Raw genomic sequence first — 24007 nt, 5'->3', positions numbered from 1 at the left:
CGGCAAGTGCCAGACTGAGCGCCAATGGCAGACCTGTCATGGTCAAACGGTGAAAGCTTTCCAAGGATCGCTTTCGTTGTGGCTTGTTAATCATCATATCCCCTTAGCTTGTGGCTGGTTGAATGGTTGCTGTGCGGCCAATCGGCTGCGCCGCGCATTCTGCTACAGAAAAAGTTTTATCAGCGCACGAATGGTTCAGCTACTTGAACTTTCGTGAACTGGATAAAACTTGCTGTACGGCAACCTATGTGAAGATAGCTTGCGCAATGTTGCCTGTCAAGCTATCAAGCGACATCTTTCGAGGTATATCAAGCGGAAATATGAAAACGCCCGCTTATGCGGCGGGCGTTGTATGAAAAGATTTCACGTCAGGCACGTGGACGTGTCTTGTGGAAGGTAATCGGGCTGTACGGGATGTTGGATGGCGGCGGCGATTGCAATATACCTGGCTTCATGGCGCCCACCACGTGCATCTCGCATGGCTTGCAGTCGAAACGCAAAGTGTATTTTTCGTCGCCGCTGACCAGCGTCATCGGTTCCGCGCGGACCTGGCCCTGCACGCCTTGCACGCCCTTGGCCTGTTTCGGGCACAGGTTGAAGGAGAAGCGCAGGCAATGCTTGGTGATCATCAGCGACACCTCGCCCGGTTCCTCGTGGGCCTCGTAGGCGGCGGCGATCAGTTGCACGCCGTGCTTGGTATAGAACGTGCGAGCCTTCTCGTTGTAGACGTTGGCCAGGTAGCTGAGCTGGGTGTCCGGATAGAGCGCCGGCGGCTCGGCCGCGGCCTTGCGCCGCGGTCGGTCCCAGGCCGCCAGGCGCGCCGCCTCGTGCGCGGCGATGGCGTCGCGGCGCAGCGCGTTGATCGCGGACGAGGGCACGAACCACGGCTTGGACAGTTGCAGTTCGATGCTGTCGGCCACGAACATGGTATTGCCCAGCTTGGCCAGGCTGGCGCGCAGCGTGCCTTCGGCCTGCTCGGCGTGCTGCGCCGGCTGGTAGGCGATGGCGGCGTCGGTGTGGCTGAGGATGCCGTCCTCGTCGCACAGCGACAGACGCAAGCCGTCCGCATGCTCGCTCAGGCTCAGGTGCAGGCCGACTTTGCGGTCGGCCGATTTCTTGTTCAGCGACGCTTCCCAATGGTGATCGCGGTTGCGCTTGATCTCGATGCCGACCTTCAGGCCGGTCAGGGTGGCGATCGCCTCGTTGGGGAAGACGCGCCACAACTGGCCGTCCTCGGTCTCGTCGAGCTTCTTGACCACGTTGGCCTGGATGCCATGGACTTCACGCTTGTGCATGTAGTTCAGGCCGTCGCCATTGGCCATGGCGGCATTGGTCAGCACGTCGAAATGGTCGGCGCCGACGCGGCTCACCGCGCCCAGTTCCACGCCCACGTATTTCGGGCTGTCGAAGGCGCCGATGTTGTCCAGGCGGCCGTTGGCAAAGTAATCGGTGTGGCCGCGGTGGAAGGTCTTGTCGACGTCCGGCGTGAACAGGATGTCGGTGCGGCCGCTGGCGGCGCGCGTGAATTCGGTGCGGCGTTCCAGGATTTCGTCCAGCAGCAGGCGATAGTGGGCGGTGATGTTTTTCACATAGCCGATGTCCTTGTAGCGGCCCTCGATCTTGAACGAGCGGATGCCGGCATCGACCAGCGCTTCCAGGTTGGCGCTCTGGTCGTTGTCCTTCATCGACAGCAGATGCTTTTCGAACGCCACCACGCCGCCCTTGCTGTCGCTCAGCGTGTAGGGCAGACGGCAGGCTTGCGAGCAGTCGCCGCGGTTGGCGCTGCGGCCGGTGTCGGCGTGCGAGATGTAGCACTGGCCGGAATACGCCACGCACAGCGCGCCGTGGATGAAGTATTCCAGCGGCGTATCGACGCTGGCATGGATCTTCTTGATCTGCTCGATGGTCAGCTCGCGCGCCAGCACCAGCTGCGAGAAGCCGACGTCGCCGAGGAATCTGGCTTTTTCCATGGTGCGGATGTCGCACTGCGTCGAGGCGTGCAGCTGGATCGGCGGCAAGTCCATTTCCAGCAGGCCCATGTCCTGCACGATCAGCGCATCGACGCCTGCTTCGTACAGCTGCCAGATCTGCTTGCGCGCGGCTTCCAGCTCGGCGTCGTGCAGGATGGTGTTGAGCGTGACGAAGATGCGCGAACGGTAGCGGTGCGCGAATGCCACCAGTGCCGAGATGTCTTCGATCGGGTTGCTGGCGTTGTGGCGCGCGCCGAACGCCGGCCCGCCGATGTACACCGCGTCGGCGCCGTGCAGGATGGCTTCCCGGCCGATCTCGGCGGTTTTGGCGGGCGACAGCAGTTCGAGCTGGTGGGCTAGCAGTGACATGGCGTGATTCCTTACGTATGAAGGCGGGAATTATAGCGAAATCAAGGCCTTAAGTCATGCTCTTGGCCATTCATAACCATTCGGTTATATTTAAATGCATAACTAATCAGTTATGAATCATATGGAAAAGAACCCGGAGGTTGTATTCCGCGCCCTGGCCGATCCGACCCGGCGCGCGCTCTTCGAACGGCTGTGCGCCGGCGGCGAGCAGACGGTCGGCACACTGACCGGGCAGGCGGGCGTCTCGCAGCCGGCCGTGTCCAAGCACCTGGCGGTGCTGAAGGAGGCTGGCCTGGTCAAGGAGTCTGCCTACGGGCTGGAAAGCGTCGTGGCCTGGACCATGGACGCCGCCGCGCTCGGCACCCGCCTGCACATGGAGCAGACCGGCTTCTGTCCGGATCAGGAGCAGGCTTACCAGGGTGCGCAGATGGGCTGGCCGCGCTTCTTCGACGAGCTCGGCCAGGTGCTGGCGCGCGACTGATTCAGCGTACCGGCAGCTGTGCGACCAGCTTGATGTCGGCCGACGAGTGGCCGACCGACAGCCGCACCGGCGCACTTTCCACGGTGAAGGCGCCGCGCGCCTGGTCCCAGTACGCCAGCTGGCTGGCCTTGAGCGGAATGTGCACGGTGCGGCTCTCGCCCGCTTGCAGGCTGACGCGCTCGAATCCGGCCAGCGCCTTCAGCGGCCGCGCCACCCGCGACGCCGGATAGCTGACGTATAGCTGCACCACGGTGTCACCGGCGCGCTTGCCAGTGTTGGTCACATCAACATCGACCGTCAGCGCGCCATCGGCCGCGAGGTAAGGCGCGCTGGTGCGCAGCTTGCTGTACTTGAAGCTGGTGTAGCTGAGGCCGTGGCCGAAGGCGTACAGCGGCTTGCCTTTGGCGTACATATAAGTGCGGCCATGGCGGATGTCGTAATCCATCATCGGCGGCAGTTGCGCCATCGATGCCGGCCAGGTGCTGATCAGGTGGCCGCCGGGGTTGTAGTCGCCGAACAGCACGCGTGCGATGGCGGTGCCCTCATCCTGCGACGAGTGCGCCAGGTGCACGATGGCCGGCACGTTCTTCTGCGACCAGTTGATGGTGTACGGGAAGCTGGACACCAGCACCATCACGGTCTTGCGGTTGGCGGCGTACACCGCCTTGACCAGTTCTTCCTGTTTCAGCGCCAGCGTTTCGCGGTCGCGGCCTTCGCGGCCATCGCCGGGATCGGCGCACGGCTTGGTGCCGGCGTCGGTCCAGTCATGCGCCATGTTGGGGCCGCAGGTCGGATCGTTGCCGACCACCACCACCACCGCATCCGACTCGCGCGCGGCCTTGACGGCGGCGCCATCGGTATTGTCGGCCGCGTAGCGGACCGTGACGCCATCGCCCAACGCCGCCTTGATGCCTTGCAGCGGCGTCACCGCGTAGGGCGGATGGCCGCCATACCAGTCCCAGTGCACGCTGTCGGCCAGCGGCCCGACCACGGCGATCGATTTGAGCCTGCTCCTGGCCAGCGGCAGCGCCTGGTTGGTGTTCTTGAGCAGCACCACCGATTGCAATGCGATCTGCAGCGATTGCGCCCGGTGCTTGTCGCTGAGCCAGGGCGCCGGGCCGTCCTTGACCGTCGCGTAAGGGTTGCCGTCCGGCGGATCGATCAGGCCAAGGCGCAGCGTGACCTGGAATTTGCGGGCTAGCGCCGTGTCCAGTTCAGCTTCTGTCACCAGCCCTTCAGCGACCGCCTGCTTCAGCTCATCCTGGAACTTGTCCAGGTACTGGTTGATGCCGGCTTTGAACGCCGCCACCACCGCCGTCTTGTGATCGGGATAGCGGTGATACAGCTTGGTCAGGTTGCCGACCGCGCCGCCGTCGCCGGAAATCACTTCGCCATGCCACTGGTCGATCACCAGGCTTCTGAGGATAGGGTGCACGCCCATCGGCGTGCCGTTCCAGGCATTGTAGGACGCCATCAGCGCGCGTGCGCCACCTTGCTCGAAGCCCATGCGGAACGGCACCGCGTAATATTCCCAGAACAGGCGTTGGTCGAAGTCGGACGAGGAATTCCCGCGCCCGTTCTCATTACTGTTGGCGAGAAAATGCTTGAGCAGGGCGCCCGCGCGCCAGTATTTCGGGTCGTCGCCCTGCAGACCCTGGGTAAAGGCGACCGCCATGGTTCCGGCCAGGAAGGGATCTTCGCTGTACACCTCCTCGGTGCGGCCCCAGCGCGGATCGCGCGCCAGGTCGGCCTGCGGGCCCCACAGCATCAGGGATGGCTGGCCATAAACGGGATTTTGCGTGATGTAGCGGCCTTCGGTGCCCTGGATTTCGCCGGCCATGCGCACCAGCGCCGGATTCCAGGTCTCGCCCATGCCCGGCGGCTGCGGCAACTGGGTGGTGGGAATTGCCGCCAGACCCTGCTTTTCATTGCCGCGCTTGACCACGCCATGGATACCTTCGGAACTGCCGAAGCTGGGAATGCCGAGGCGCTTGACGCTGGTGTCGGTGGACAACGCGGCGATTTTCTCGTCGAGCGTCATCAGCGACACGATGTTGGCGATGCGCTGCGCGGCCGGCAACGCCGGATCCTGGAACGGGTGGTCGTAGGCCAGGGCGGATGCGCCGGCCAGCAGGCACGCCAGCGCGCCCGCACGTAGAACTGCATGCATGGTCTCCTCCTTATGCCGGTCCAAGCCGGTCTGTTGGGCGGAAATGGTGCAACGGTCCGGCACGGCTTGCAAGACAGAAAACGGCCAATCGGCATTATGTTTTTTCATCGGTGCGCTGTCGCTTCCAGGCCGCAAGGAATTGACATTACGCAAATTGAATGGCAATATTGATCATAGTCAATTAGCAACACCGGCCCCTTCTTCCAGCCTTGCAGAGTGACCATGCGCCAGCTATTCAAGTCGATCAAAGACAGATTTACTCCTGAACCAGCGCTGCCGCATCAGGCTGTCGCCGAACTGGCGTCGGACCGCAACGGCTTGCCCGACAGCGACCCGGGCTGCCAGGCCGTGATCGATGCCAGTCTCGCTTGGCTGTGCGCGGCGCAGGACAATTCGGCCTCGGCCGACGGCGGCGTGGCGCGCGATTTCAGCCTGCTGAAGGGCTGGGCTACTTCCTATCCCGAGACCACCGGCTACATCATTCCGACCGTGATCGACCTGGCGCGCCGCCGTCAGGACGATGCACTGCACGCGCGCGCGCGCCGCATGCTGGACTGGTGCGTCGCGATCCAGTTCCCGGAAGGCGGTTTCCAGGGCGGCAAAATCGATTCCACGCCCAAGGTGCCGGTGACGTTCAACACCGGCCAGATCCTGATCGGCCTGGCGGCCGGCGCGCGCCACTACGGCGAAGACCGCTATCTGCAGGCCATGCACCGCGCCGCTGGCTGGCTGCGCGACACGCAGGACGCCGACGGCTGCTGGCGCAAGCATCCAACGCCGTTCGCCCAGCCGGGAGAAAAAGCCTACGAAACCCACGTCTCCTGGGGCCTGTTCGAAGCGGAGCGCGTGGCGCCCGGCCATGGCTACGGCGACGCCGGTCTGCGCCAGGTCGATTGGGCGCTGACCAAACAGCGCGCCAACGGCTGGTTCGCTTCGAACTGCCTGAGCGATCCGGCACATCCGCTGACGCACACCATCGGCTATGTGCTGCGTGGCGTGCTGGAAGGGCATCTGCTGTCCGGCCGTCCCGCGCTGCTGGCTGCGGCGCTGCGGACTGCCGACAGTCTGCTGGACGCGATTGCCGACGACGGCTATCTGGCCGCGCGGCTGGACAGCGAATTCCGCGCCGCCGCCGATTTCGTCTGCCTGACAGGTTCGGTGCAGATCGCGCACTGCCTGTTCATCCTGTATCAGCTCACCGGCGAGCAGCGCTATCTGGACGCCGGCCGGCGCCTGACCGCCTTCGTGCGCCGCACCGTCTGGCTCGACGGGCCGCGGGAGACGCGCGGCGGCGTCAAGGGCTCGTTCCCGATCAACGGCGCTTACGGCCAGTGGGAGTATCTGAACTGGGCCGCCAAATTCTGCATCGACGCCAATCTGCTGGAGCTGGAGCTGTCGCAGCCGCGGCATGCTTAGTCCGCTGAAACGCCAGGTCAAGGCGCTGCTGGAAATGCTGCGCCGGCGTCGCAGCGCGCGGCAACTGAAGCAGACGCAGCGCCACGTCCGCCGCGCCGATCTGGTCGCCGATCTGGCGCGGCTGGGGATCGCGCCCGGTGATGCCGTGTTCGTCCACTCGTCGCTGAAGAGCCTGGGCTACGTCGATGGCGGCGCCGAGGCCGTGGTGCAGGCGCTGCAAGAGGCGGTCGGCCCCGAGGGCACAGTGGTGATTCCCACTTATTACATGCCGGGCGGCTCGATACGCGGCACCTGCGAGCTGACCGATTACGTGTTCGATGTGCGCAAACACGGCACCAATATGGGCCGGCTGCCGGAAACCTTTTTGGCGGGCACCGGCATCCACCGCAGCGTGCATCCCACCCATTCGGTGTCGGCCTGGGGCCGACACGCCACGTATCTGACGGAGGCGCATCACCGCGCGCCGTCGGTGTTCGGCGAAGGCTCGCCATGGCAGCGGTTTGTCGGCCTTGAGCAAGCCAAGGTGCTGGGCCTGGGCATCTCGATGGGACCCGTGACTTTCTACCATGTGCTGGAAGACGCGCTCGGCGAGGCATTCCCAGTGGCGATCTGGGAGGATCAGCGTTTCCTGCTGCCGTGTCTCGATCAGCAGGGACAGCGCTGGGAAGTGCCGCTGCGCCCATTTGTCACCAACGCCACGCAGCGCCGCATCGACCATCCCTCGCGCGCCGATTTGCGCGCCTACTTCAAGGCCGAATTCAGGCGCGCGGGCCTGCTGACCGAAGGGCAGGTGGGCGATGCCGCGTCATGGTTCATTCCGGCGCGCGGCTTTTACGACCATCTGCAGCAGATGGCGGGCAAGCGCCTCACCATCTACGCGACGCCGGAGGAACTGGCAGCCTATCCGCAGGACTAAGCCGCGGCCACCTTGGCGACGGTGCGGCGCTGATGCCAGGCGTGCCCCAGCCTGACCATCGGATGCTCGATCAGGTGGTAGCCGACGACAGGCAGCAGCACCAGCAGACCGAGGAAAACCATCCATTGCAACAGCGGCGGCTGATGGGACAGGGTCTTGAACGCCAGATCCAGCAGCGGGTAGTGAAACAGATAAATGCCATAACTGTATTTGGCGATGGTCTTGCTGGCCAGATTCAGGCGTGGCGCGCGCAACGCCTTCATCCACGGAATGATCAGGCCCAGCGCCAGGCACACCAGCCAGCGGCCGTACATGTCTTTCCTGGGATCGGCCCAGTGGACGAACGCGAGCGAGCAGGCCGCCAGCAGCACAGGCCACAGCCACCCGGGCAAACGTTCCCGGCCTTGCAGGCGCCAGGCGATGACGCCGCCGAGGAAGCAGGGCGCAAACAGCAGCACTGTCAGGCGCATGGACAGCTGATAGGGCACGAAAGCCAGCGGTATCGACAGCAGCCACAAACCCAGCAGCCAGCTCACCGGACGCCGGCGGAACAGCAGATACAGAAAGGGCAAGGCCACATACATCTGCACTTCCAGCGGCAGCGACCACATCACGTTATTGACGGCGCGCGAATAGGTCAGGTTCTGCGTCAGCGCCAGGTTGCTGAAGATTTCAAGTGGAGTCCAGTGCTCGCCGCTGAAGGCCAGCAACACCAGCACGAAGACGATGCTAAGCGGATAAATCCTGAAAATGCGCTGCACATAGAAGCGCTTGAACAGCTCCGCGCCTTCCAGCTGCTGGCGTTCCATCGACTGCATCAGCACCAGGCTGGTGTGCACGAAGAACAGCATCACGCCGAGCTGACCGAACTGGTAAAGCAGGTCGGTCGTGTCGCCGTCCACCACCCGGTACAGGTGCGAAAACAGGACAAACAACACCGCCACGGCGCGCAGCAGATCGAGGTTCGGATTCATTTTCGGCGTGCCTGGGGTGACAATAAAAATGCTATTCATTTTGCACTTAAATTGCCTTTAGGGCAATGCCGATGGGGCTGCAAGGTGTTGTGCGGACGCCATAGACGTCCGTACGACAGGGGCTACGCCTGGACGTGGAGCAGGACGGCCGAGCCGGCCGGCAGCGCGACATCCAGGGCGCCGCTCGCGGAGACCGGCGCCACGCTCGTGTAGCGCAGCTGCCATTCGGCACCCGGTTCCAGTGTTCCGCTGTCGCTGCCAAAGGTCAGCGCAGTGCGCGCGGTCAGGCTCGGCGCCCGCAGCGGCGCGGCCTGCACCGCACGCCCGGCCTTGAGTCCGCTGAAGCCCGGCGTGCGCGCCGTGTGCTGGCTGGTATTGATGGCCACGATGCGCACGCTGCCATCCGGCGCAGCTGTGGCATAGACGCGCACATCGGGCAAGGCATCGGCATTTTCCAGTACGTAGAAACGGTGTCCCGCCAGCTGCCTTGCCATCACCAGGCCGTAATACAGCGGCCGGGCCGCAAAGCCGGTGTCCAGGTCGCCGCCGATGGGCGAGTAATTCGACGTCACCGCGTCGATGCGGGCGACGATGTCGGCGTTGGCGGCGTTCGCACCGCCGGTTTTATGCCCCTCCAGCGAGCTTTCGATGCTGCGCCGCGGTCCACCCTGGAAGCACAGGCCGGTCGCGCCGTGGCAGGCGGCGGACAGCGCGAAGTCCAGCCCCCATAGCGCCGAAGCAAAGGCATTGCTGACACCGTCCAGTCCGCCTCGGTAGTAGGAATTGACTTCGGTCAGCCAAAAGCCGTGCGCATGGCTGCGGCCGGCTCGCGCCAGCAGGGCGATGTCGCGGTCGAAGTCGTGGTCATGTCTGAGGATATCGTCGAGCGAGCCCTTGTCGGCGGCATCGCGGTAATAGTGGCGGCTCAGCAGCACGGCGTCCGGCACGTCGCGGCTGAAGCGCTGTACCCAGTCGGTATTGGCGCCGCTGTCCGGGCCGGAAAGATCGCCCCGGTTGATTCGACGCCCAAGACGCTCCCACGCCGCATGGAATTGATCGTAGGCGCGGTGGTAGTTGTTGGCCTCGTTGCCGATCTGAAGCGACAGCAATCGTGACCCGAGTTTTGCCCGCACGATGGCGGCGAACTGCGCCACCATGTCGGCGTTGTCGGCGCGCATGTTGAGGCCGAAAATCACCTTCCACCCCGTGGCATCGAGGAAGCCGGCGAGGGCGTCCAGCGCTTCCGGCGTGACGTCGTAATAGGGTTGCACGCGCTCCTTGTCGCGATACAGCGGATGCAGCACCGGCAGCGTGCCCTGAAAGCCCGCCAGCCGCGCGAGGTCGCTGGTATTGCCGCCCAGGCGCAGTATGCCGTCAGGATTCAGGCGGCGGAATTGCCGCACCAGTCCGGTGTTGGCGGCGTTGAAAAAGCGCGGATCGACAAGATTGTCGGTCTCATAGCTCAGGCTGATGAGCGTAGGCGGAATCACCGCGCCCGTCGCCTTGGCCGGGATGACTATCCGTGCTGGAACGGCGGCCCGTGCGATCGACGGCAGCGCAGCGGCGGCAAACAGACTCCGGATAAAGCTTCGTCTCTTCAACATGCATCCTCCTTGCGAATATCTTTTGAATGCTATGTTTTAAAAACGAAATGGTCAATTAGATTATTAAAACGAAAGATAAATCCTTCGATTTGATCGTTTCTGCCAAGTGTTGTTTTATTAACACTAGGTGCGCACGTTACAATTTAATAAGGACTGAAAGTCACATTGCCATGCTATCGTTTTTGAACCATTAAAACGTTAACTTGGAAAGGGCAAATGTGAAAAATCTGAAATTCGCAAAGCGTTTGATGCTTGCTGCCGTCTTCGCGGCCACCGCCATCGGCGGCGCTGTACATGCGGAGGACCTGACCAAAACCATCACACTCAAAGACATTCCCGGCAATACCTACCTGGGCTACGATGGCAACACCATCGTGGACGTCTACCTTGGTGCCAACGCCCATCTGAACACGATGTCGTGGGATGTCACCTTGACCGCCAATCCGGGCAGTCTGCTGAGCCTGGCGTTCATGGCCATCAGCGACAGCCAGGTCAACAACCAGCTGTATTTCCTGCCGGCGAACATCGCCGACCCCGAGGGCGGTTATCACGCGGGCACGGAACATTACACCGGCAGCGTCGATTTCCGCGCGGTCGATGAGCCGGGCTGGGGTGTGGTCGACCTAAGCTTCAGTGTCAACAAGGACGGCATCCTGCGGCTGGAGTTCGCGGAAAATCTGGATGAGTTGCCTGGCGCCGATGCCGTCTGGAACTCGGCCAAGCTGACCTTCGGCTACACCATCGCAGCTGTCCCTGAACCGGCCACCTACGGCATGATGCTGCTCGGTCTGGGCGTGGTGGGCGCAATGGCGCGAAAACGCCGGCACACTGCCTGAGGCGATTACATGAGGCCGGCGCCGACAGGCAGCTGGAGGGTGAGAACCACGAAGTCGGCAGGCCTCAGCGGCGCAAAGCCAACCATGAGATTGACCATGCCGCGGACGGCATCGTCCGGCGTGGTGGTGGCGGCGTCGCAGCGCACCAGATAGGCGTCGCGCGCCGCGCTCCCCTGAAACGCGCCTTGCGTGAACAGCCGATTCATGAAGTCGCCGGCGTTGTAGCGGATCTGCGCCCACAGCGATTCGTCGTTCGGCTCGAACGCCACCCACTGCAGGCCACGGTACAGGCTTTCCTCGATAAACAGGGCAGTGCGGCGCACCGGCACGTATTTGAACGGGTCGCCCAGATCGTCGCCCCCGCGCAGCGTGCGCGCGCCCCACACCACATTACCCCTGCCGGCAAAGCTGCGCAGGCAATTGATGCCCAGGGCGTTGAGCTGGCCGTTCTCGCCGTCGGTGACGGGCACGGATGGCGCGGTCACGCCAGCCATGACGACTTCCAGCCCCGCCGGCGCCTTCCACACGCCGCGCTGGGCATCGTTACGCGCAAATGCACCGGCAACCACACCGGCCGCGGCAAAGCTTTCGATGCGGTTGCCGCGCAAGGGATTGGGCATATCCACGCGCGGAAAATATAGCGCGGCATTCGGACTCAGCGCATGAAACCGGCCTGGAAACTGCGACGCCGCCTGGACAGGATCGCGCCACTCCGCCGGTGCATCGAGCAGCAGCATGGCTCGGCGCAGCTCGCAGCAGGCGATGGCGGCGGTCGTCACGGTATCGTCGATATTCCCGGCGGTGTTGTAAGGCGGGATGACCAGCAGATTGAACAGGCTGTTGCGCGCGTACAGCTGATCGAGCGCGCGCAGGCCACAGTCGGGATCAAGGAAGTCATCGGCCGTGAGCGGCGTGCCGTCGCTGGCGCTGCCGGCGACCGGCGGCACGGTCAGCCCGCCGGCTGGCAGCGAGGGCAGAGCGGGCAGGGCAGGCGCAGTCGCATCTGCATCCAGATTGGCGCCGGCCCACTGTACCAGCGCCGAGACGCCCTTCAACATCAGATCCACGCGGCGCGCGCCGTTTTTGAGGCTCACATTCTCATACATCTCCATCACGCCGCCCGGCGCGCGATCGGTCACCGTCAGGTTGAACGCATCCGCTGCGGCGCCCGCGCTGACGCTCAGTTCCAGCTGGTCGGCCCAGCTGCCACGACTGGCGGCGCGGAAGCGCAGCGTCCCGCTTTCCAGAATGCGCGGCGGGCTGCCGGCGGCATCGGCATGAAACAGCCGGACGATCACCGCATGGCCGCCGCCGTTGGCAAAGAAATCCCGCACCGCGTAGCTCATGGCGCTGTCGAGCCACAAGCCGCCGAACTGCCGTTCGTAGTCGGCAAAGCTGAAGATATCGACCGCCTGGCCCTCGGGGCCTCTCAACGCACGGCCGACAAAGGCGGTGATCGCAGTGGGAGCGCCTTCGATGGGGCGGAGGCCATGCGCGATCTCTTCGACGTACACGCCGGGAAAATTGAACGCAGCCGCCATGGCAGGACGCTCAGCCCACCAGCGCGGCAATCTTGGCGAGCACCCCAACCGCGCGGTCGATCTTGTCCGTGATGTTGACGATCTTCGCGATCTCCGCCTCGGTCTTGTCGATTTCCGCTGTCGCCGCCTTCAGATTGCCGATCATCGCCGCGATCTCGCTACTGTGCGAGTTGAACTTGCCGTTGTTGGCCTTCTGAAACGCCGCGTAAGCCGCCTTGTCCTCGGCCAGCAAGCGGGCTATGGCGGCGGAATCGGTGGTCGCGCCCAGCGCGGCGATGATCGCCTTGTGCACGGTCTGATAAGACGCGATGACCTGCTGGATCGAATCGTTGGTGTCTGCCATGTCGAACTCCTACTCAGGATGAACCACGCCTTTGATGGTCTTGATGATGTTGCGCAGGTCGGCCAGATCCTCCTGCCGGCTTTGCACCGTGCCGCGGATATTGATCACGTTGTCCGTCTCCGCGGCCAGATCCTTGAGTGCTTCGACCAGCTTCTCGCGGCCTTCGATGCCGGCCGCGGCGACGCTGCGGGGCTTGATGTATTTGCGGGCAAACGCGGCGAAGAATGGATCGTTGCGGTTCGGCAGGTTCAAAGCGAAGCCCAGGCGCGCGACGAAATGCGCGGTGCCCACCGTCGCGTCGACCAGTTCGCGCTGATAAGCCATGTCGCGGATGTCGCTGACTTTCTGGTCGTACAACCGGTAAAACTCCGCCAGGAACCGGGCGTTGGCATCGTCGTCCAACACGGCGCGCAAGCTGTCCGGCACATTGCGCATGGCTTTGGCGAAGGCTTCGACGCCCTTGGCATCCTTGATACGCACCACGGACTGGCTCAACACGCCCAGTGCCGCGCCAAGTTTGGGATTCACCGTGGTCTTGGCCGCCTTGGCGATCTCTTCGGAGGCATGGGCCAGCGATTGCTGCAGGGCGTCCGCGTTATCTTCGTCGGTAAGGCGCGACAATGCGGCGTACGCGGCCGCCACCTGACGCGCGTCGTTGGCGAGCGAAATCAGTGTGGCATAGACCTGATCGTTCTTTTTCTCGGTTTCGCAATCGATTGCACCGCGCTCCCAATCCTGCGCCTTGGCGCCGGGCTTGCGCACGGCCAGCATGGTTTCGAACGCCGACAGCTCGCAGATCGAGGCTTTGACGTCGGCGGAAGCGACCATGTATTCGGCAAAGCTGGAGGTGACCGCCTTGCCGTCAGCGCTCAGCTGCGCTCCGGCTTGCAGGATTTTGTCATCCTTGCAGGCGGTGAGGGCGAGGGTCAGGCAGACCATCGCGAACAGCCGGGCAGGGTGCGCTCTGGCTGCGGTTGGTTTTGCACAAGTCAACAATTGTTTTCCCCTCGTCCCAAGGTTCATCGCAGGCAGGCTGATCGAAATCGAAAACACGCGCATTGTATTTTTGCAATTTATAAATTTACCATAGTTATCAAACGAAATGAATGGATTATTGAGTTGTCGCAAGCTAAACGGTCAGAAAAAATCTCGCTTACATCAGGACCTATTGTAAAAATCTTAATCAGCCTCATATCCTCAAGGTACACCCACGCTGATGCGGCGGCCACTCCGGTTTGTGCCTGGCGATGTGCAAAACTATGAGGCAACTATGCAAACCTACCTCCCTGAAGGAATTGCGGCGTTCCGCGCGTACGCAACCGCTGCGGCTGAAGAGCACGAATCTGCGCATGAGTTGGCCCAATGCGCCAAGATTGAAAAGTACGACCTCTTAGCCAGCGACCTTTTCGCACGTGTCAACGAGGCACATGCCAAAACCATTGCAGCGTTTAAAGCAGTCGAGCGCTTCAAGAGCTAGTTCGGAAAAAGAACGCTCAGCTCGATGGTGTCCTCGGAAACCGTGTAGGAGATGTGATTCTCAAGGGGTTGGGGCGCCGGTCAGTTGTGAATCGCCCCGGAAATTTAGGAGGCCGTTTGGTGTGAGTCAGGCGTCATAGCCTGCTCGGAAAGTTGTCGATAGTAGTTTGCCTCAGCCTCGGCCGGCGGTATATAGCCAAGCGGTTCGAGTAAGCGATGGTGATTGAACCACGTCACCCATTCTAGCGTCGCCAACTCAACGGCCTCGCGAGTCTTCCAGGGAGCGCGACGATGTATCAGCTCTGCTTTGTACAGACCGTTGATGGTCTCGGCCAGCGCGTTGTCATAGCTGTCCCTCTTACTACCCACAGAGGGCTCAACTCCGGCCTCTGCCAAGCGCTCACTATATCGGATGGAAACGTATTGCGAGCCCCTATCGCTATGATGAATCAAGGCGTCATCACGCTCTGGTTGGCGCGCGTACAGGGCCTGCTCCAAGGCATCAAGAACGAAGTCGGTGCGCATCGAACTGCTGACACGCCAGCCCACGATACGCCGGGCAAAGACATCAATCACAAAGGCCACATAAACAAAGCCCTGCCAAGTCGAGACGTAGGTGAAATCGGACACCCACAGTTGATTGGGGCGTTGTGCCTTGAACTGGCGGTTGACCCGGTCCAGCGGGCAAGGTGCAGCCGCGTTGCCGATGGTGGTCTTCACGACTTTACCCCGCATTACACCGCGCAGGCCGGCGCGGCGCATCAAGCGCTCAACGGTGCAGCGGGCAACTTCGGTGCCTTCGCGCCGCAACTGGCGCCAGACCTTTTGGGCACCATAGACCTGCATGTTGGCTTGCCAGACGCGTTCAATTTGAGAAGCCAGTACCTCGTCACTCTTTGCACGAGCGCTGCGCAAAGCCGGATTGCGCCGCTGCGCGGCGTAACGCCAATAGCCGGACGGGGCGACTTGCAGGACTTTGCAAATCGACTCGACCCCATACGCCTGGCGGTGCTGGTCGATGAACTGTCTCACGATTTGAAGCGACGGTCGAGCTCCGCCTGGGCGAAAAACGCACTGGCCAGGCGCAGGATTTCATTCGCTTTGCGTAGCTCCCTGTTTTCGCGCTCCAACGCCTTAAGGCGCTCGCTCTCGGCCGTCGTAGTCCCTTCACGTTGGCCTGTGTCCCGCTCTCGCTGCCGTACCCAGCGGCGCAGGGTTTCGGCTGTACAGCCAATTTTGGCTGCGATGGACGTGATGGCTGCCCACTGTGACTCGTACTCGCTGCCGGCCTCTTGGACCATGCGCACGGCGCGCTCCATCACTTCGGGGGAATATCGGACTGATTTCTTCATGGTGGCTCCATTTTCTCAAATGTTGGAGCCTCCTTCAAACCCGGGGCGATTCAGTTGATCACTGCGGAGAGGGCACGGTCCGCCAACAACCAATCAGTCGCTGTGTCCGGCCGCATGGCACCAGAAAACAGGAAGCCTTGGAACGCCTGGCACTCGATGTGGCGTAAAAAGACCGCCTGAACGTCTTCCTCGACGCCCTCGGCCACCACGCGCAGATTCAGATCCTTGGCTAGCTTGATGACCGCGGAGGCAACAGCATTTGCATCGCCCTCGGCGGGGACACCTGATAAAAAACTACGGTCAAGCTTAAGCGTAGCGACCGGCAAGGTCCTCAGATAGCTGAGAGAAGAATAGCCGATACCGAAATCGTCGAGGGCCAGCCGGAATCCGGCGGTGACCAGCGTCTCCAGTACGTCACTGCCAGTATTCTTCAAGTCGATCGCATCGCGTTCTGTCAGCTCGATCTCGATGTCCCGCGCGACAATGCCGCTGTTTGCCATCGCCGCGTCGATTGATGCCAGATAGCCATCGTTGAGCAACTCCTTGGCGCAAGTGTTGATACAAAGCGTGACATCGGCAATGCCGGCCGCACGCCATTTCGCCAGTTGCATTGCTGCTTCAGCAAATACCCAGGAACCGATTTCGAAAATCAGGCCGAGCTCGCGCGCCAAATCAATCACATAATCCACCGGGTAGCGCGACAGTACTGGGCCAGAGAAGCGTATCAGCGCCTCCATCGCGACGGCACGGCCTGTTCCGGAATCGATAATGGGCTGATAGACCAGCGAAAACAATCGTGCCGTAACGGCCTCGCGCAATTCACTGCTGTCCAAATTACGTTTATGTGCGGCGAAGTTGAGCTCTTCCGTGAAATGATGGTAGCAATTGCGCCCTGAATTCTTCGACTTATATAATGCCAGATCGGCGCGCTTAAAAAGCAGTTCAGGTTCCACGACGTCATTGGTTGCTGAGGCGATGCCGATGCTGGCGCTGATGTGGACGACGGCGCTACCTATTTCAAATGGCTGCGCCAATGTGGCGACGATCTTCTCGGCCAGAACACCACCCGACGACAGGTCATTCGAACCTACTTGCAACATCCCGAACTCATCACCACCTAGGCGGCCAAGATAATCACTGCTGCGGCCGACATGGCGCAAACGATTCGCAACTTGCCGAAGCAACTCATCGCCAGCCTGATGACCCAACGTGTCGTTTACATTCTTGAAGTGGTCGAGATCAATCATCAATAAATGAAGCGGCGAGGCACCCCGAGCACATAAGTCCAGCATCTCGCGAGCTCTGCTATCGAACGCAGCCCGGTTTGCCGCGCCGGTCAACGGGTCGGCCAGGCTTAGCGCCATAATTTCTTCCTGGGCGAGTTTTCGCTCGGTGATGTCACGCAAGATCTTAAGATAACCAAGCAGCACGCCGTGTTGGCCGCGTATCGGCGTCATGACGCCATCGGCCCAAAAACGCTCGCCGTTCTTGCGTAGATGCCATCGATAGTCACCGGCCCGGCCGGTGTCCGCCGCATTCGTCATTTCCTGGGCCGGCACTCCGACAGCGCGGTCTTCCGGCGTAAAGATGACCAGGGCGGTCCTGTCGAGCATTTCGTTCTCCGTAAAACCAAAGATGACTTCGGCTCCCGCGTTCCAGCTACTAACGGTGCCGTCCAGCCCAAGGGTGAAAATAGCGAACTCAGTTGCGCTGCTATAAATATGTTGCAATAACATTGAGGGACTAATGGTCGTGTGCATGGAGGTCTTCTATAGAGTGTCGGACACTCGGATGGGGGGGGCGTCACGAGGGGACGCGGAGGAAGCCAGTGCAATCACCCGCGGTCCATTCCCAGGAATGCACGACCGCTTCCGGCTGTACCATACCGCCAGGCGCCGCGATTGCTTTCGACGCCGTCTCACGCCCAGCAAAGCGTTGCGCTGCAAGCCTGTGGTTGCCTTGCATTGGCTCACTGATTGGGTGAAGAATGATTGACTATACGCAGTCAGTTCATACGGCGTGATTGTATTTTGCTATCGAGTCGACGATAACCAGGCACATTACATCCGCAGTCCCTCTACCTGATCAGGCTGGCGTCGCAGACTTCGGAATGGCCCTCAGGTCCCGCCTATCCTATAGACGCTCTCCTACGCCGATTAGAGCTCGTGTCCCACTGATTCACCTGCATGACTCCGTACAATCAGCACATCGATTTTTAGCCTTGCAATCAACTCGGCGACGTCGAAATACGCTTTACCTATGTACACCAACTGAGGAGTTACCCGAATGAAAACCGATATGCAAGACGCTATTTCGATGCTGGAAGCGGACCACAAAAAAGTCAAAACCCTGTTTGAAAACTTTGAAGTGCTTAGTGACCGCTCGAAGGTCAGCAAGAAAAAGCTTGCCGACCAGATTTGCCTCGAGCTCAGCATTCACGCCGAAATCGAAGAGCAGATTTTCTATCCCGCGGTGCGCGGGCCGGTGAAAGATGAAGATTTGATGGACGAGGCGGTCGTCGAACACGCAAGTGCCAAGGAGCTGATTGCGCAAATCAGTGAAATGGATCCCGGCGACGACCTCTATGACGCCAAAATCAAAGTGCTATCCGAACAAATCGAGCACCATGTCGAAGAGGAGGAGGGCGATATGTTTCCGAAAGTACGCAAGGGTGATGTCGATCTGGTCGCGCTCGGCAAGCAGATGGCAACACTGAAGGAAACGCTCGGTGCAGCCGTACTGAACAATGAAGCCGGCGCCGCCGAAACATCGTAAATCAAAAAAGGTCAGTCACATGTCAAACAATAAAACTGCGGCGCCGCGCAGCAACGTCGCCGGCGCCGGCTCGGTGCTGAGCACCGTCTCTGGGCCATCAGACGCAGCACCGCCGGACAGCCTGGGAGACGCCGGCCCGCTGGCAGATGAACTGCTGCGCAAAGTCGCCGGCAACCAAGCCCTGGCCGCTCAAATGCCCTTCAATGCGGACAAGCCGTTTGAATACGGCGACGCTAGCCGCCAGCCGCACGAGGGGAGCAGCAACACGCCGGCCGATCCGATCGCTACCGCCAGCACCTCGGCTGAACAAAACAGTTCCGCGAAGCTGGGCGATATGCCCGCCGACGGCGTCAACCGCACCAACGCGCCGCTGGATCGGGTGCGGGTTGATAGCGCCGATCAGGTATTGACCACCAATCAGGGGGTGCCCGTAGCCGACAATCAGAACTCACTCAAGGTAGGGTTGCGTGGACCGACCACGCTTGAAGACTTTATATTGCGCGAAAAGATTACGCACTTCGACCATGAGCGGATCCCCGAGCGCGTCGTACATGCGCGCGGCTCCGGCGCGCACGGTTTCTTCGAAGCGTATGAGGCGCTGACGGACATCACCCGCGCGGCACCGTTCGCCGAAGCAGGGAAGGTGACACCGGTGTTCGTGCGCTTCTCGACCGTTGCGGGAGAACGCGGCTCGGCCGACACCGCACGCGATGTGCGTGGCTTTGCCGTCAAGTTTTACACCGACGAAGGTAATTGGGATCTGGTGGGGAACAATCTTCCCGTCTTCTTTATTCAGGACGCGATGAAGTTCCCCGATCTGGCCCACGCCGTCAAACCCGAGCCGCACCACGCCATGCCTCAGGCGTCCAGCGCCCACGACACTTTTTGGGACTTCGTCTCGCTGATGCCGGAATCGACCCATATGCTGGTGTGGCAGATGTCGGACCGCGCGATCCCACGCAGCTACCGCACCATGCAAGGTTTCGGCGTGCACACATTCCGCCTGGTGAATGCCGCTGGCGCCTCGGTGTTCTGCAAGTTCCACTGGAATCCGGTGGCGGGCACCCACTCGCTGGTGTGGGACGAGGCGGCCAAACTGATGGGTGCCGATCCCGACTTTCACCGTCGCGATTTGTGGGAAGCTATCGAAGCCGGCGCCTTCCCGCAATGGGAGCTGGGCCTGCAGGTGTTTAGCGAGGAGCAGGCCGAACAGTTCGAGTTCGACGTGCTCGATGCCACCAAGCTGATACCGGAAGAGCTGATTCCGGTGCGCGCCGTCGGCCGCATGACCCTCAACCGCAATCCGGACAACTTCTTTGCCGAGACGGAGCAGGTGGCGTTCTGCACCGCACACGTGGTGCCGGGCATCGACTTCACGAACGATCCCTTGCTGCAAGGACGTTTGCACTCGTATGTCGACACGCAGATATCGCGTCTTGGCGGACCCAACTTCCACGAGATCCCGATCAATGCGGCGCTGGCCGAGGTGCACAATAACCAGCGTGATGGCATGCATCGCCAGGCCATCCACCGCGGACGTGTCAATTACGAGCCGAACTCATTGGGCGGCGGCTGTCCCTTTCAGGCCGGCCAAATGGGTTTTCAGTCTTTCCCCGAACGCGTCAGCGAGGACAAGGTGCGTGGCAAGCCGGAAAAGTTCGCCGAACATTACGCTCAGGCGCGCATGTTCTTCGAGAGCCAGTCGCTGGTCGAGCAACAGCATATCGCCAACGCCTTCCGCTTTGAATTGACGCGGGTGCAGACCCCGGCCGTGCGCGCGCGCGTGATCGCCAACCTGGCCAACGTCGATGCCATGCTGGCCACCAGCGTGGCCGATGGCTTGGGAATGGAGGTGCCGTACCCGTCGTCGCTGGCGAGCAATGCACCGATGCCGTCGTACCCGCTATCGCCGGCCTTGTCGCTGCTGGTACGTCCCGGCAGCACGGGGATTGCCACGCGGCGGATAGCCATCCTGACCGGTGATGGCGTGGACGGTGCCGGCATCGAAAAGGTGTACGCCGCCTTGCTCAGCGCCGGCGCCGTGCCGCGCCTGGTCGGGGTCCAGCTGGGAACGAGAACTGCCGCCGACGGTAGCCGGCTCGATGTGGAGATTTCACTGGAGGCCGGTCCCTCGGTGTTGTACGACGCGGTCATCGTGCCGGACGGCGCCGAGCAAGGCCGCCTGGCTATGACGGGTCAGACTGTAGAGTTCCTGCGCGACCAGTACCGGCACTGCAAACCCATCTTCGCATGGGGCGGCGGCGCGGCGCTACTGACGGCGGCGAACCTGCCTTCGTCGCTGCCCGACGGCAGCGACGATCCCGGCATGACTGTCGCGACTGCGGCCGATGCGGGCGGCGCGTTCGAGGCTTTCGTCAAGGCGTTAGCCGGCCACCGGACGTTTTTGCGTGAGACCGATCCGCCGACGGTGTAAAGCGGTGCCAAATGAAAAGGCCCACCTCACGTGAGGTGGGCCTTTGCTATGCCAGATCTACACTGGGATTAGAAGCAACAAGCCAGCATCTTAATGCAGCAGGCGATATCACCGCAGCAGCCTGCGCTAGCAGCAAAGGCAACGGCTGAAGCAGAGAACAGTCCAGCTGCGACAACAATTCTGGTTACTTTCGCTTTCATGATTATTCCTTTATCGGTATGGGGTAAAAAGTGTGAGGCGAGGTTTGCCACCGCGATTAATCAGGCGGCGTCCAAACTTCTTCATAGCGCTCCGAGAGGAACAAGGATAAATGGACAGGCTGCTCACGCGCCGGCAATATCATTCCCAATGTCAGTAGCGCAGCGCAGGGGGCGATCGCCAACGCAGCCGGTGCACATCCCATATCGATGCAATGTGCCAACGTGCACTGTTTGATCGGGCAACAGGCATGTACTGGCGTCATCGCAGAAGCGAATGATCCACAAAGAAAAAGTAATGTCAGCAAGAAAATACGAACTTTGCGCATCCTTAATTTTAACCATAACTTGCAGCTGACAGAAGAGAAGTGGAAAACCTGATAACTCCCCGACTTAAAGATTAGTACGTCCGTTAAGCCAAGGATCGTCTCGTTTTCATAGGGGGACCATCTTTAGCTCGGTTACTCCGTACTAACTTTTCTGTCGATCATTAAAAATGAGGTTGGTCGCGAGCGGCAACGAAAATTGATACGGGGAGCGGGGCATACAATCTCGACGCAATGATTTAGACAGAGGTCGGATGTGATCAGGGTCACGCCCAACATTTAAACCAGCAAGCACTCCGACAATACGCATGAAACGGGACTAAGCGACGCCTCGTCGTTAACCGGTTGTACAAATCCCCGAGTTTCGACTTGGTTGCGGTGGACATGAAATTGCAGTATCGTAACGAACGGGAGCACGCTGGCTAGTTCAGCAGGGCCCTTCGGGGCGACCCTATTCAATCGCGGCTTGCCGTCGGCTTAGGCAGTCCCTGGCAACAGGGAGATTAATCCTTGCATAATTTTTCGTGCTCCCTCCCATTTCGGAGTAAGATCATTGACCCCAGAAAAATTGCGTGACCGAGTGTGGTTTACTCGCAAAGCGTGGATCCATGCTGAAAGTCGGATGCTCAAAAATGAGCACCACACCCAACTGCTGTTGGTGGTTTATGCAGCGTACACTACCTGCGTGTCAGTCGTGATGCTCAAATTCCCGCCCAAACTGGAAGCGGACAAGGACCTGGCCGATACGGCATTTGCGGTCCTGTCGATCATCCTGCTAGCGCTCTCGCTTTACCTCAACACGAAGGCGTTCAAGGACCGCGCCACCCGTTTTAAGCAGGGCTACCTTGACCTGCACGTCATCGAACACGAAGCAGCGGCGCTGGCAAGCAGCGTAACGACGAATATCGCCGGCCCGGCCTGTACTGCGCTATCGGACCGCTACAACAAGGTATTGCGCGAGGTGGAAAACCACCACACCCTGGACGACGTCGGGGGGCGTCTTTCCGCCGGATCCGGACTGACCTCGCGTCACCTGACTCCGGCCGAAATGGCGCAGTATTACTGGTGGCGAACGTGGCGCTTTGGCGCGCTGTCCCTCGTATACATAGCCCCGGCCGCAGCGGTACTTTGGTTTCATCTGAAATGAGCGCGGCTGAGTGCTTCCAGGAAGTGTTCGCGGTCGACAAACTGCGTGAAATTTACGAGCAGTATATTTCCCTGACCAGCGCGATCGGCATCGACCGGTTAAGCAGGAGCCTGTTTGAGCCAACTCTCGAACGTGAAATCGAATTCATCAGTAAAAAGGCAGCCGCTGGCACTTACCGATTCTCGCAGTATAAGGAAAAGCTAATTTCCAAGGGCGCCGGAAAGTGCCCTCGGGTGATATCGATTCCGACGTATCGTGACAGGATCACCCTGCGTGCCCTGTGCAACGTGCTCAAGAAAACTTTTTCCGACAGCCTCAACGTCAAACTCCCCCAACATACCGTAGCCGAGTTACGAGCTGCATTGGCCAGCGGCCAGTACGCCCATTTTATCAAGGTCGATGTCACCAATTTCTACCCCAGCATCGACCATGCCATTCTGGAGGCTATAGTCGGCCAAAAAATCGGTGAGACTGAAATTCTGCATTTGATCCAAACAGCGATTGAATGCCCTACGGTAGCCTACCCCGACCGTGATAGGAAGAAGGAAATCAAGGGTGTTCCGCAAGGCCTGTCCATTTCGAACATCCTTGCCGAAATTTATCTATCGAGCTTCGACCAGTGGATGGCTGATACCCACGATGTGGCCTATTTCCGCTATGTAGACGATACCCTGATCCTGACAAATGGTGACCCTGAAGCGCTGTTCGAGCAAGTCAGCGCACACCTCAAAGGTGCCTACCGTCTGGAGGCGCACGCTTTGAGCGCCGGGGGAAAGTCGGTGGTCGGCAAGATATCGGACGAATTTAATTTTCTCGGGTATGAATTCAGCGATACCAGGGCGTCCGTCAAGCTTGATTCGGTACGGCGCTTGGAATCGTCGCTGGCAAAAATTTTCACGACTTACAAATACCGGCGTGCTGCGGCTTTCGCAAACCCGAATCCCTTCTCTCGGGAAGCTATGCTGGAGCGGGCCCGGAAGATTTTTACCTGGCGCCTGAATCTTCGTATCACAGGGTGCTTGTTCGACGACGTCCGCCGCGGCTGGGTGTTCTTCTTTTCGCAGATCGACGACACGTCCATTACCCAACTCCAAAAGTTGGACAAGACCATCGAAGTCTTGTGCAACCGTTTTGCATTTCAGCCGGCCAAGGGGGAATTGAAATCCTTTGTCCGTACCTTTCACGAGGCGAAAAGAAGTAACCTTGCCCATCGATATATCCCCAACTTCGACACCACCGCCATTGATACGCAGCGTGGATTGCTCAAGCTTTATGGCGTAGAGAATGTCGATGCAATGACCGATGAACAAGTGAACCGTGCGTTTAAACGTCGCATCCGGCGCGAAACCTCCGAACTTGAGCAGGACATCGAGGGCAGTTCACGCGGATAAAATTCCTCGATCCAATCCTTTGGGCATCCTTTGCCGCCCAGTCCAGAGCGGAAAACATAACTCGGCTGCGGTTCTGTATTAACTCTTTCATCGATCTGCCCGCCTATCTGTAACCAATGGGGCGCAGAGATTTCGACCTCGCAGGGCGTCCACTGTTTTGACGCAATGCTTTAAACACAGCCCGGGCGTACACGTGATAGCCGTCGAAAAAAAAGAATGGGATGCAAATGACCGGTAAGCGTGTCCCCAGCGCCGTCTGGACTGCGTGAGCACCGTCATCCATGATCGA

Annotated in this window: 19 protein-coding genes and 1 other annotated feature; of the genes, 9 read left to right on the top strand and 10 right to left on the bottom strand. The window is 60.5% G+C overall.

Going from position 1 to position 24007, the window contains the following annotated elements; translation table 11 throughout:
* Nucleotides 1-368 precede the first annotated feature (368 nt).
* Nucleotides 369-2339 carry a peptidase U32 family protein gene (locus E4L98_RS02605; RefSeq protein ID WP_135200014.1) on the bottom strand — a complete coding sequence of 657 codons (1971 nt, stop codon included), beginning with the start codon at nt 2337-2339 and terminating at the stop codon, nt 369-371.
* Nucleotides 2340-2460: 121 nt separating this feature from the next.
* Here E4L98_RS02605 and E4L98_RS02600 point away from each other — a divergent pair, with 121 nt between their 5' ends.
* Nucleotides 2461-2820 (top strand): ArsR/SmtB family transcription factor, encoded by a 360-nt coding sequence (locus E4L98_RS02600; protein WP_135200013.1) that lies wholly within the window; start codon nt 2461-2463, stop codon nt 2818-2820.
* 1 nt (nt 2821) lies between these two features.
* Here the strand turns inward: E4L98_RS02600 and E4L98_RS02595 are convergent, their stop codons facing one another.
* On the bottom strand, nt 2822-4990 hold the full coding sequence (locus E4L98_RS02595) for a glycoside hydrolase family 3 C-terminal domain-containing protein (RefSeq protein WP_135200012.1): 2169 nt from the start codon (nt 4988-4990) through the stop codon (nt 2822-2824).
* Between the two features lie 222 nt (nt 4991-5212).
* On the opposite strand from E4L98_RS02595, the gene E4L98_RS02590 reads away from it, so the two are divergent.
* Both E4L98_RS02590 and E4L98_RS02585 read left to right on the top strand, forming a co-directional pair.
* On the top strand, nt 5213-6406 hold the full coding sequence (locus tag E4L98_RS02590; protein ID WP_135200011.1) for a hypothetical protein: 1194 nt from the start codon (nt 5213-5215) through the stop codon (nt 6404-6406).
* Entirely contained in the window at nt 6399-7322 is a 924-nt protein-coding gene (locus E4L98_RS02585) for an AAC(3) family N-acetyltransferase (protein ID WP_135200010.1), read from the top strand. The genes E4L98_RS02590 and E4L98_RS02585 overlap by 8 nt, the downstream gene beginning before the upstream one ends.
* Here E4L98_RS02585 and E4L98_RS02580 read toward each other — a convergent pair.
* Together E4L98_RS02580 and E4L98_RS02575 are read right to left on the bottom strand one after the other, a co-directional pair.
* Nucleotides 7319-8335 carry an acyltransferase family protein gene (locus E4L98_RS02580; protein ID WP_135200009.1) on the bottom strand — a complete coding sequence of 339 codons (1017 nt, stop codon included), beginning with the start codon at nt 8333-8335 and terminating at the stop codon, nt 7319-7321. The two genes, E4L98_RS02585 and E4L98_RS02580, sit on opposite strands and share 4 nt — an antisense overlap.
* Nucleotides 8336-8418: 83 nt before the next feature.
* On the bottom strand, nt 8419-9900 hold the full coding sequence (locus E4L98_RS02575; RefSeq protein ID WP_135200008.1) for a hypothetical protein: 1482 nt from the start codon (nt 9898-9900) through the stop codon (nt 8419-8421).
* Nucleotides 9901-10148: 248 nt separating this feature from the next.
* Between E4L98_RS02575 and E4L98_RS02570 the strand changes: the two genes are divergently transcribed.
* Entirely contained in the window at nt 10149-10736 is a 588-nt protein-coding gene (locus E4L98_RS02570; RefSeq protein ID WP_135200007.1) for a PEPxxWA-CTERM sorting domain-containing protein, read from the top strand.
* Between the two features lie 5 nt (nt 10737-10741).
* Here the strand turns inward: E4L98_RS02570 and E4L98_RS02565 are convergent, their stop codons facing one another.
* Genes E4L98_RS02565 through E4L98_RS02555 form a run of 3 tightly spaced genes read right to left on the bottom strand, consistent with a single transcriptional unit; the run spans nt 10742 to nt 13679 of the window.
* Nucleotides 10742-12277, bottom strand: a complete 1536-nt coding sequence (locus tag E4L98_RS02565; protein WP_135200006.1) for a phage tail sheath family protein — start codon at nt 12275-12277, stop codon at nt 10742-10744.
* Nucleotides 12278-12287: 10 nt separating this feature from the next.
* Complete coding sequence (locus tag E4L98_RS02560) at nt 12288-12620, bottom strand: hypothetical protein (protein WP_135200005.1); 333 nt, start codon at nt 12618-12620, stop codon at nt 12288-12290.
* 9 nt (nt 12621-12629) lie between these two features.
* The gene (locus E4L98_RS02555) at nt 12630-13679 is read right to left on the bottom strand and encodes a hypothetical protein (protein ID WP_135200004.1); all 1050 of its coding nucleotides are present in this window, start codon (nt 13677-13679) and stop codon (nt 12630-12632) included.
* Nucleotides 13680-13890: 211 nt separating this feature from the next.
* Between E4L98_RS02555 and E4L98_RS02550 the strand changes: the two genes are divergently transcribed.
* Nucleotides 13891-14097: a hypothetical protein gene (locus tag E4L98_RS02550; RefSeq protein WP_135200003.1), complete on the top strand. Its 207-nt coding sequence runs from the start codon at nt 13891-13893 to the stop codon at nt 14095-14097.
* A 104-nt stretch (nt 14098-14201) separates the two neighbouring features.
* On the opposite strand, the gene E4L98_RS02545 is transcribed toward E4L98_RS02550, so the two are convergent.
* Together E4L98_RS02545 and E4L98_RS02540 are read right to left on the bottom strand one after the other, a co-directional pair.
* Nucleotides 14202-15448 (bottom strand): IS3 family transposase gene (locus tag E4L98_RS02545; protein WP_135200002.1). Its coding sequence is split into 2 segments (ribosomal slippage): nt 14202-15160 and nt 15160-15448, totalling 1248 coding nucleotides; the frame shifts between segments, so codons are not numbered across the junction.
* Nucleotides 15054-15170 (bottom strand) — a sequence feature (AL1L pseudoknot). (Overlaps the previous gene by 117 nt.)
* A gap of 50 nt (nt 15449-15498) precedes the next feature.
* A complete protein-coding gene (locus E4L98_RS02540; protein ID WP_135200001.1) occupies nt 15499-17208 on the bottom strand; it encodes a putative bifunctional diguanylate cyclase/phosphodiesterase in 1710 nt (569 codons plus the stop codon).
* Nucleotides 17209-17734: 526 nt separating this feature from the next.
* On the opposite strand from E4L98_RS02540, the gene E4L98_RS02535 reads away from it, so the two are divergent.
* Nucleotides 17735-18223: a hemerythrin domain-containing protein gene (locus E4L98_RS02535; protein ID WP_135200000.1), complete on the top strand. Its 489-nt coding sequence runs from the start codon at nt 17735-17737 to the stop codon at nt 18221-18223.
* A gap of 19 nt (nt 18224-18242) precedes the next feature.
* Nucleotides 18243-20657 carry a catalase gene (locus tag E4L98_RS02530; RefSeq protein ID WP_135199999.1) on the top strand — a complete coding sequence of 805 codons (2415 nt, stop codon included), beginning with the start codon at nt 18243-18245 and terminating at the stop codon, nt 20655-20657.
* Between the two features lie 68 nt (nt 20658-20725).
* Here E4L98_RS02530 and E4L98_RS31025 read toward each other — a convergent pair whose 3' ends face one another.
* Nucleotides 20726-20857, bottom strand: a complete 132-nt coding sequence (locus tag E4L98_RS31025) for a hypothetical protein (RefSeq protein WP_267874877.1) — start codon at nt 20855-20857, stop codon at nt 20726-20728.
* Nucleotides 20858-21733: 876 nt separating this feature from the next.
* Between E4L98_RS31025 and E4L98_RS02525 the strand changes: the two genes are divergently transcribed.
* Complete coding sequence (locus E4L98_RS02525; RefSeq protein WP_167761260.1) at nt 21734-22327, top strand: SLATT domain-containing protein; 594 nt, start codon at nt 21734-21736, stop codon at nt 22325-22327.
* Nucleotides 22324-23718 (top strand): reverse transcriptase domain-containing protein, encoded by a 1395-nt coding sequence (locus E4L98_RS02520; RefSeq protein WP_135199997.1) that lies wholly within the window; start codon nt 22324-22326, stop codon nt 23716-23718. Before E4L98_RS02525 ends, E4L98_RS02520 begins: the two co-directional genes overlap by 4 nt.
* Nucleotides 23719-24007 lie beyond the last annotated feature (289 nt).

The sequence above is a fragment of the Duganella callida genome (genome assembly GCF_004614165.1).
Lineage (GTDB): Bacteria > Pseudomonadota > Gammaproteobacteria > Burkholderiales > Burkholderiaceae_D > Rugamonas > Rugamonas callida.
This window is presented reverse-complemented; position numbering and strand designations above follow the sequence as displayed.

Excerpts from the sequence above, each read along its gene's own strand:
- E4L98_RS02535 (WP_135200000.1), top strand. The coding sequence starts at position 17,735 with ATGAAAACCGATATGCAAGACGCTATTTCGATGCTGGAAGCGGACCAC.
- E4L98_RS31025 (WP_267874877.1), bottom strand. The coding sequence starts at position 20,857 with ATGAAAGCGAAAGTAACCAGAATTGTTGTCGCAGCTGGACTGTTCTCT.
- E4L98_RS02565 (WP_135200006.1), bottom strand. The coding sequence starts at position 12,277 with ATGGCGGCTGCGTTCAATTTTCCCGGCGTGTACGTCGAAGAGATCGCG.
- E4L98_RS02600 (WP_135200013.1), top strand. The coding sequence starts at position 2,461 with ATGGAAAAGAACCCGGAGGTTGTATTCCGCGCCCTGGCCGATCCGACC.
- E4L98_RS02530 (WP_135199999.1), top strand. The coding sequence starts at position 18,243 with ATGTCAAACAATAAAACTGCGGCGCCGCGCAGCAACGTCGCCGGCGCC.
- E4L98_RS02520 (WP_135199997.1), top strand. The coding sequence starts at position 22,324 with ATGAGCGCGGCTGAGTGCTTCCAGGAAGTGTTCGCGGTCGACAAACTG.
- E4L98_RS02555 (WP_135200004.1), bottom strand. The coding sequence starts at position 13,679 with ATGCGCGTGTTTTCGATTTCGATCAGCCTGCCTGCGATGAACCTTGGG.
- E4L98_RS02590 (WP_135200011.1), top strand. The coding sequence starts at position 5,213 with ATGCGCCAGCTATTCAAGTCGATCAAAGACAGATTTACTCCTGAACCA.
- E4L98_RS02560 (WP_135200005.1), bottom strand. The coding sequence starts at position 12,620 with ATGGCAGACACCAACGATTCGATCCAGCAGGTCATCGCGTCTTATCAG.
- E4L98_RS02585 (WP_135200010.1), top strand. The coding sequence starts at position 6,399 with ATGCTTAGTCCGCTGAAACGCCAGGTCAAGGCGCTGCTGGAAATGCTG.
- E4L98_RS02605 (WP_135200014.1), bottom strand. The coding sequence starts at position 2,339 with ATGTCACTGCTAGCCCACCAGCTCGAACTGCTGTCGCCCGCCAAAACC.
- E4L98_RS02540 (WP_135200001.1), bottom strand. The coding sequence starts at position 17,208 with ATGCACACGACCATTAGTCCCTCAATGTTATTGCAACATATTTATAGC.
- E4L98_RS02575 (WP_135200008.1), bottom strand. The coding sequence starts at position 9,900 with ATGTTGAAGAGACGAAGCTTTATCCGGAGTCTGTTTGCCGCCGCTGCG.
- E4L98_RS02570 (WP_135200007.1), top strand. The coding sequence starts at position 10,149 with ATGCTTGCTGCCGTCTTCGCGGCCACCGCCATCGGCGGCGCTGTACAT.
- E4L98_RS02580 (WP_135200009.1), bottom strand. The coding sequence starts at position 8,335 with ATGAATAGCATTTTTATTGTCACCCCAGGCACGCCGAAAATGAATCCG.
- E4L98_RS02595 (WP_135200012.1), bottom strand. The coding sequence starts at position 4,990 with ATGCATGCAGTTCTACGTGCGGGCGCGCTGGCGTGCCTGCTGGCCGGC.
- E4L98_RS02550 (WP_135200003.1), top strand. The coding sequence starts at position 13,891 with ATGCAAACCTACCTCCCTGAAGGAATTGCGGCGTTCCGCGCGTACGCA.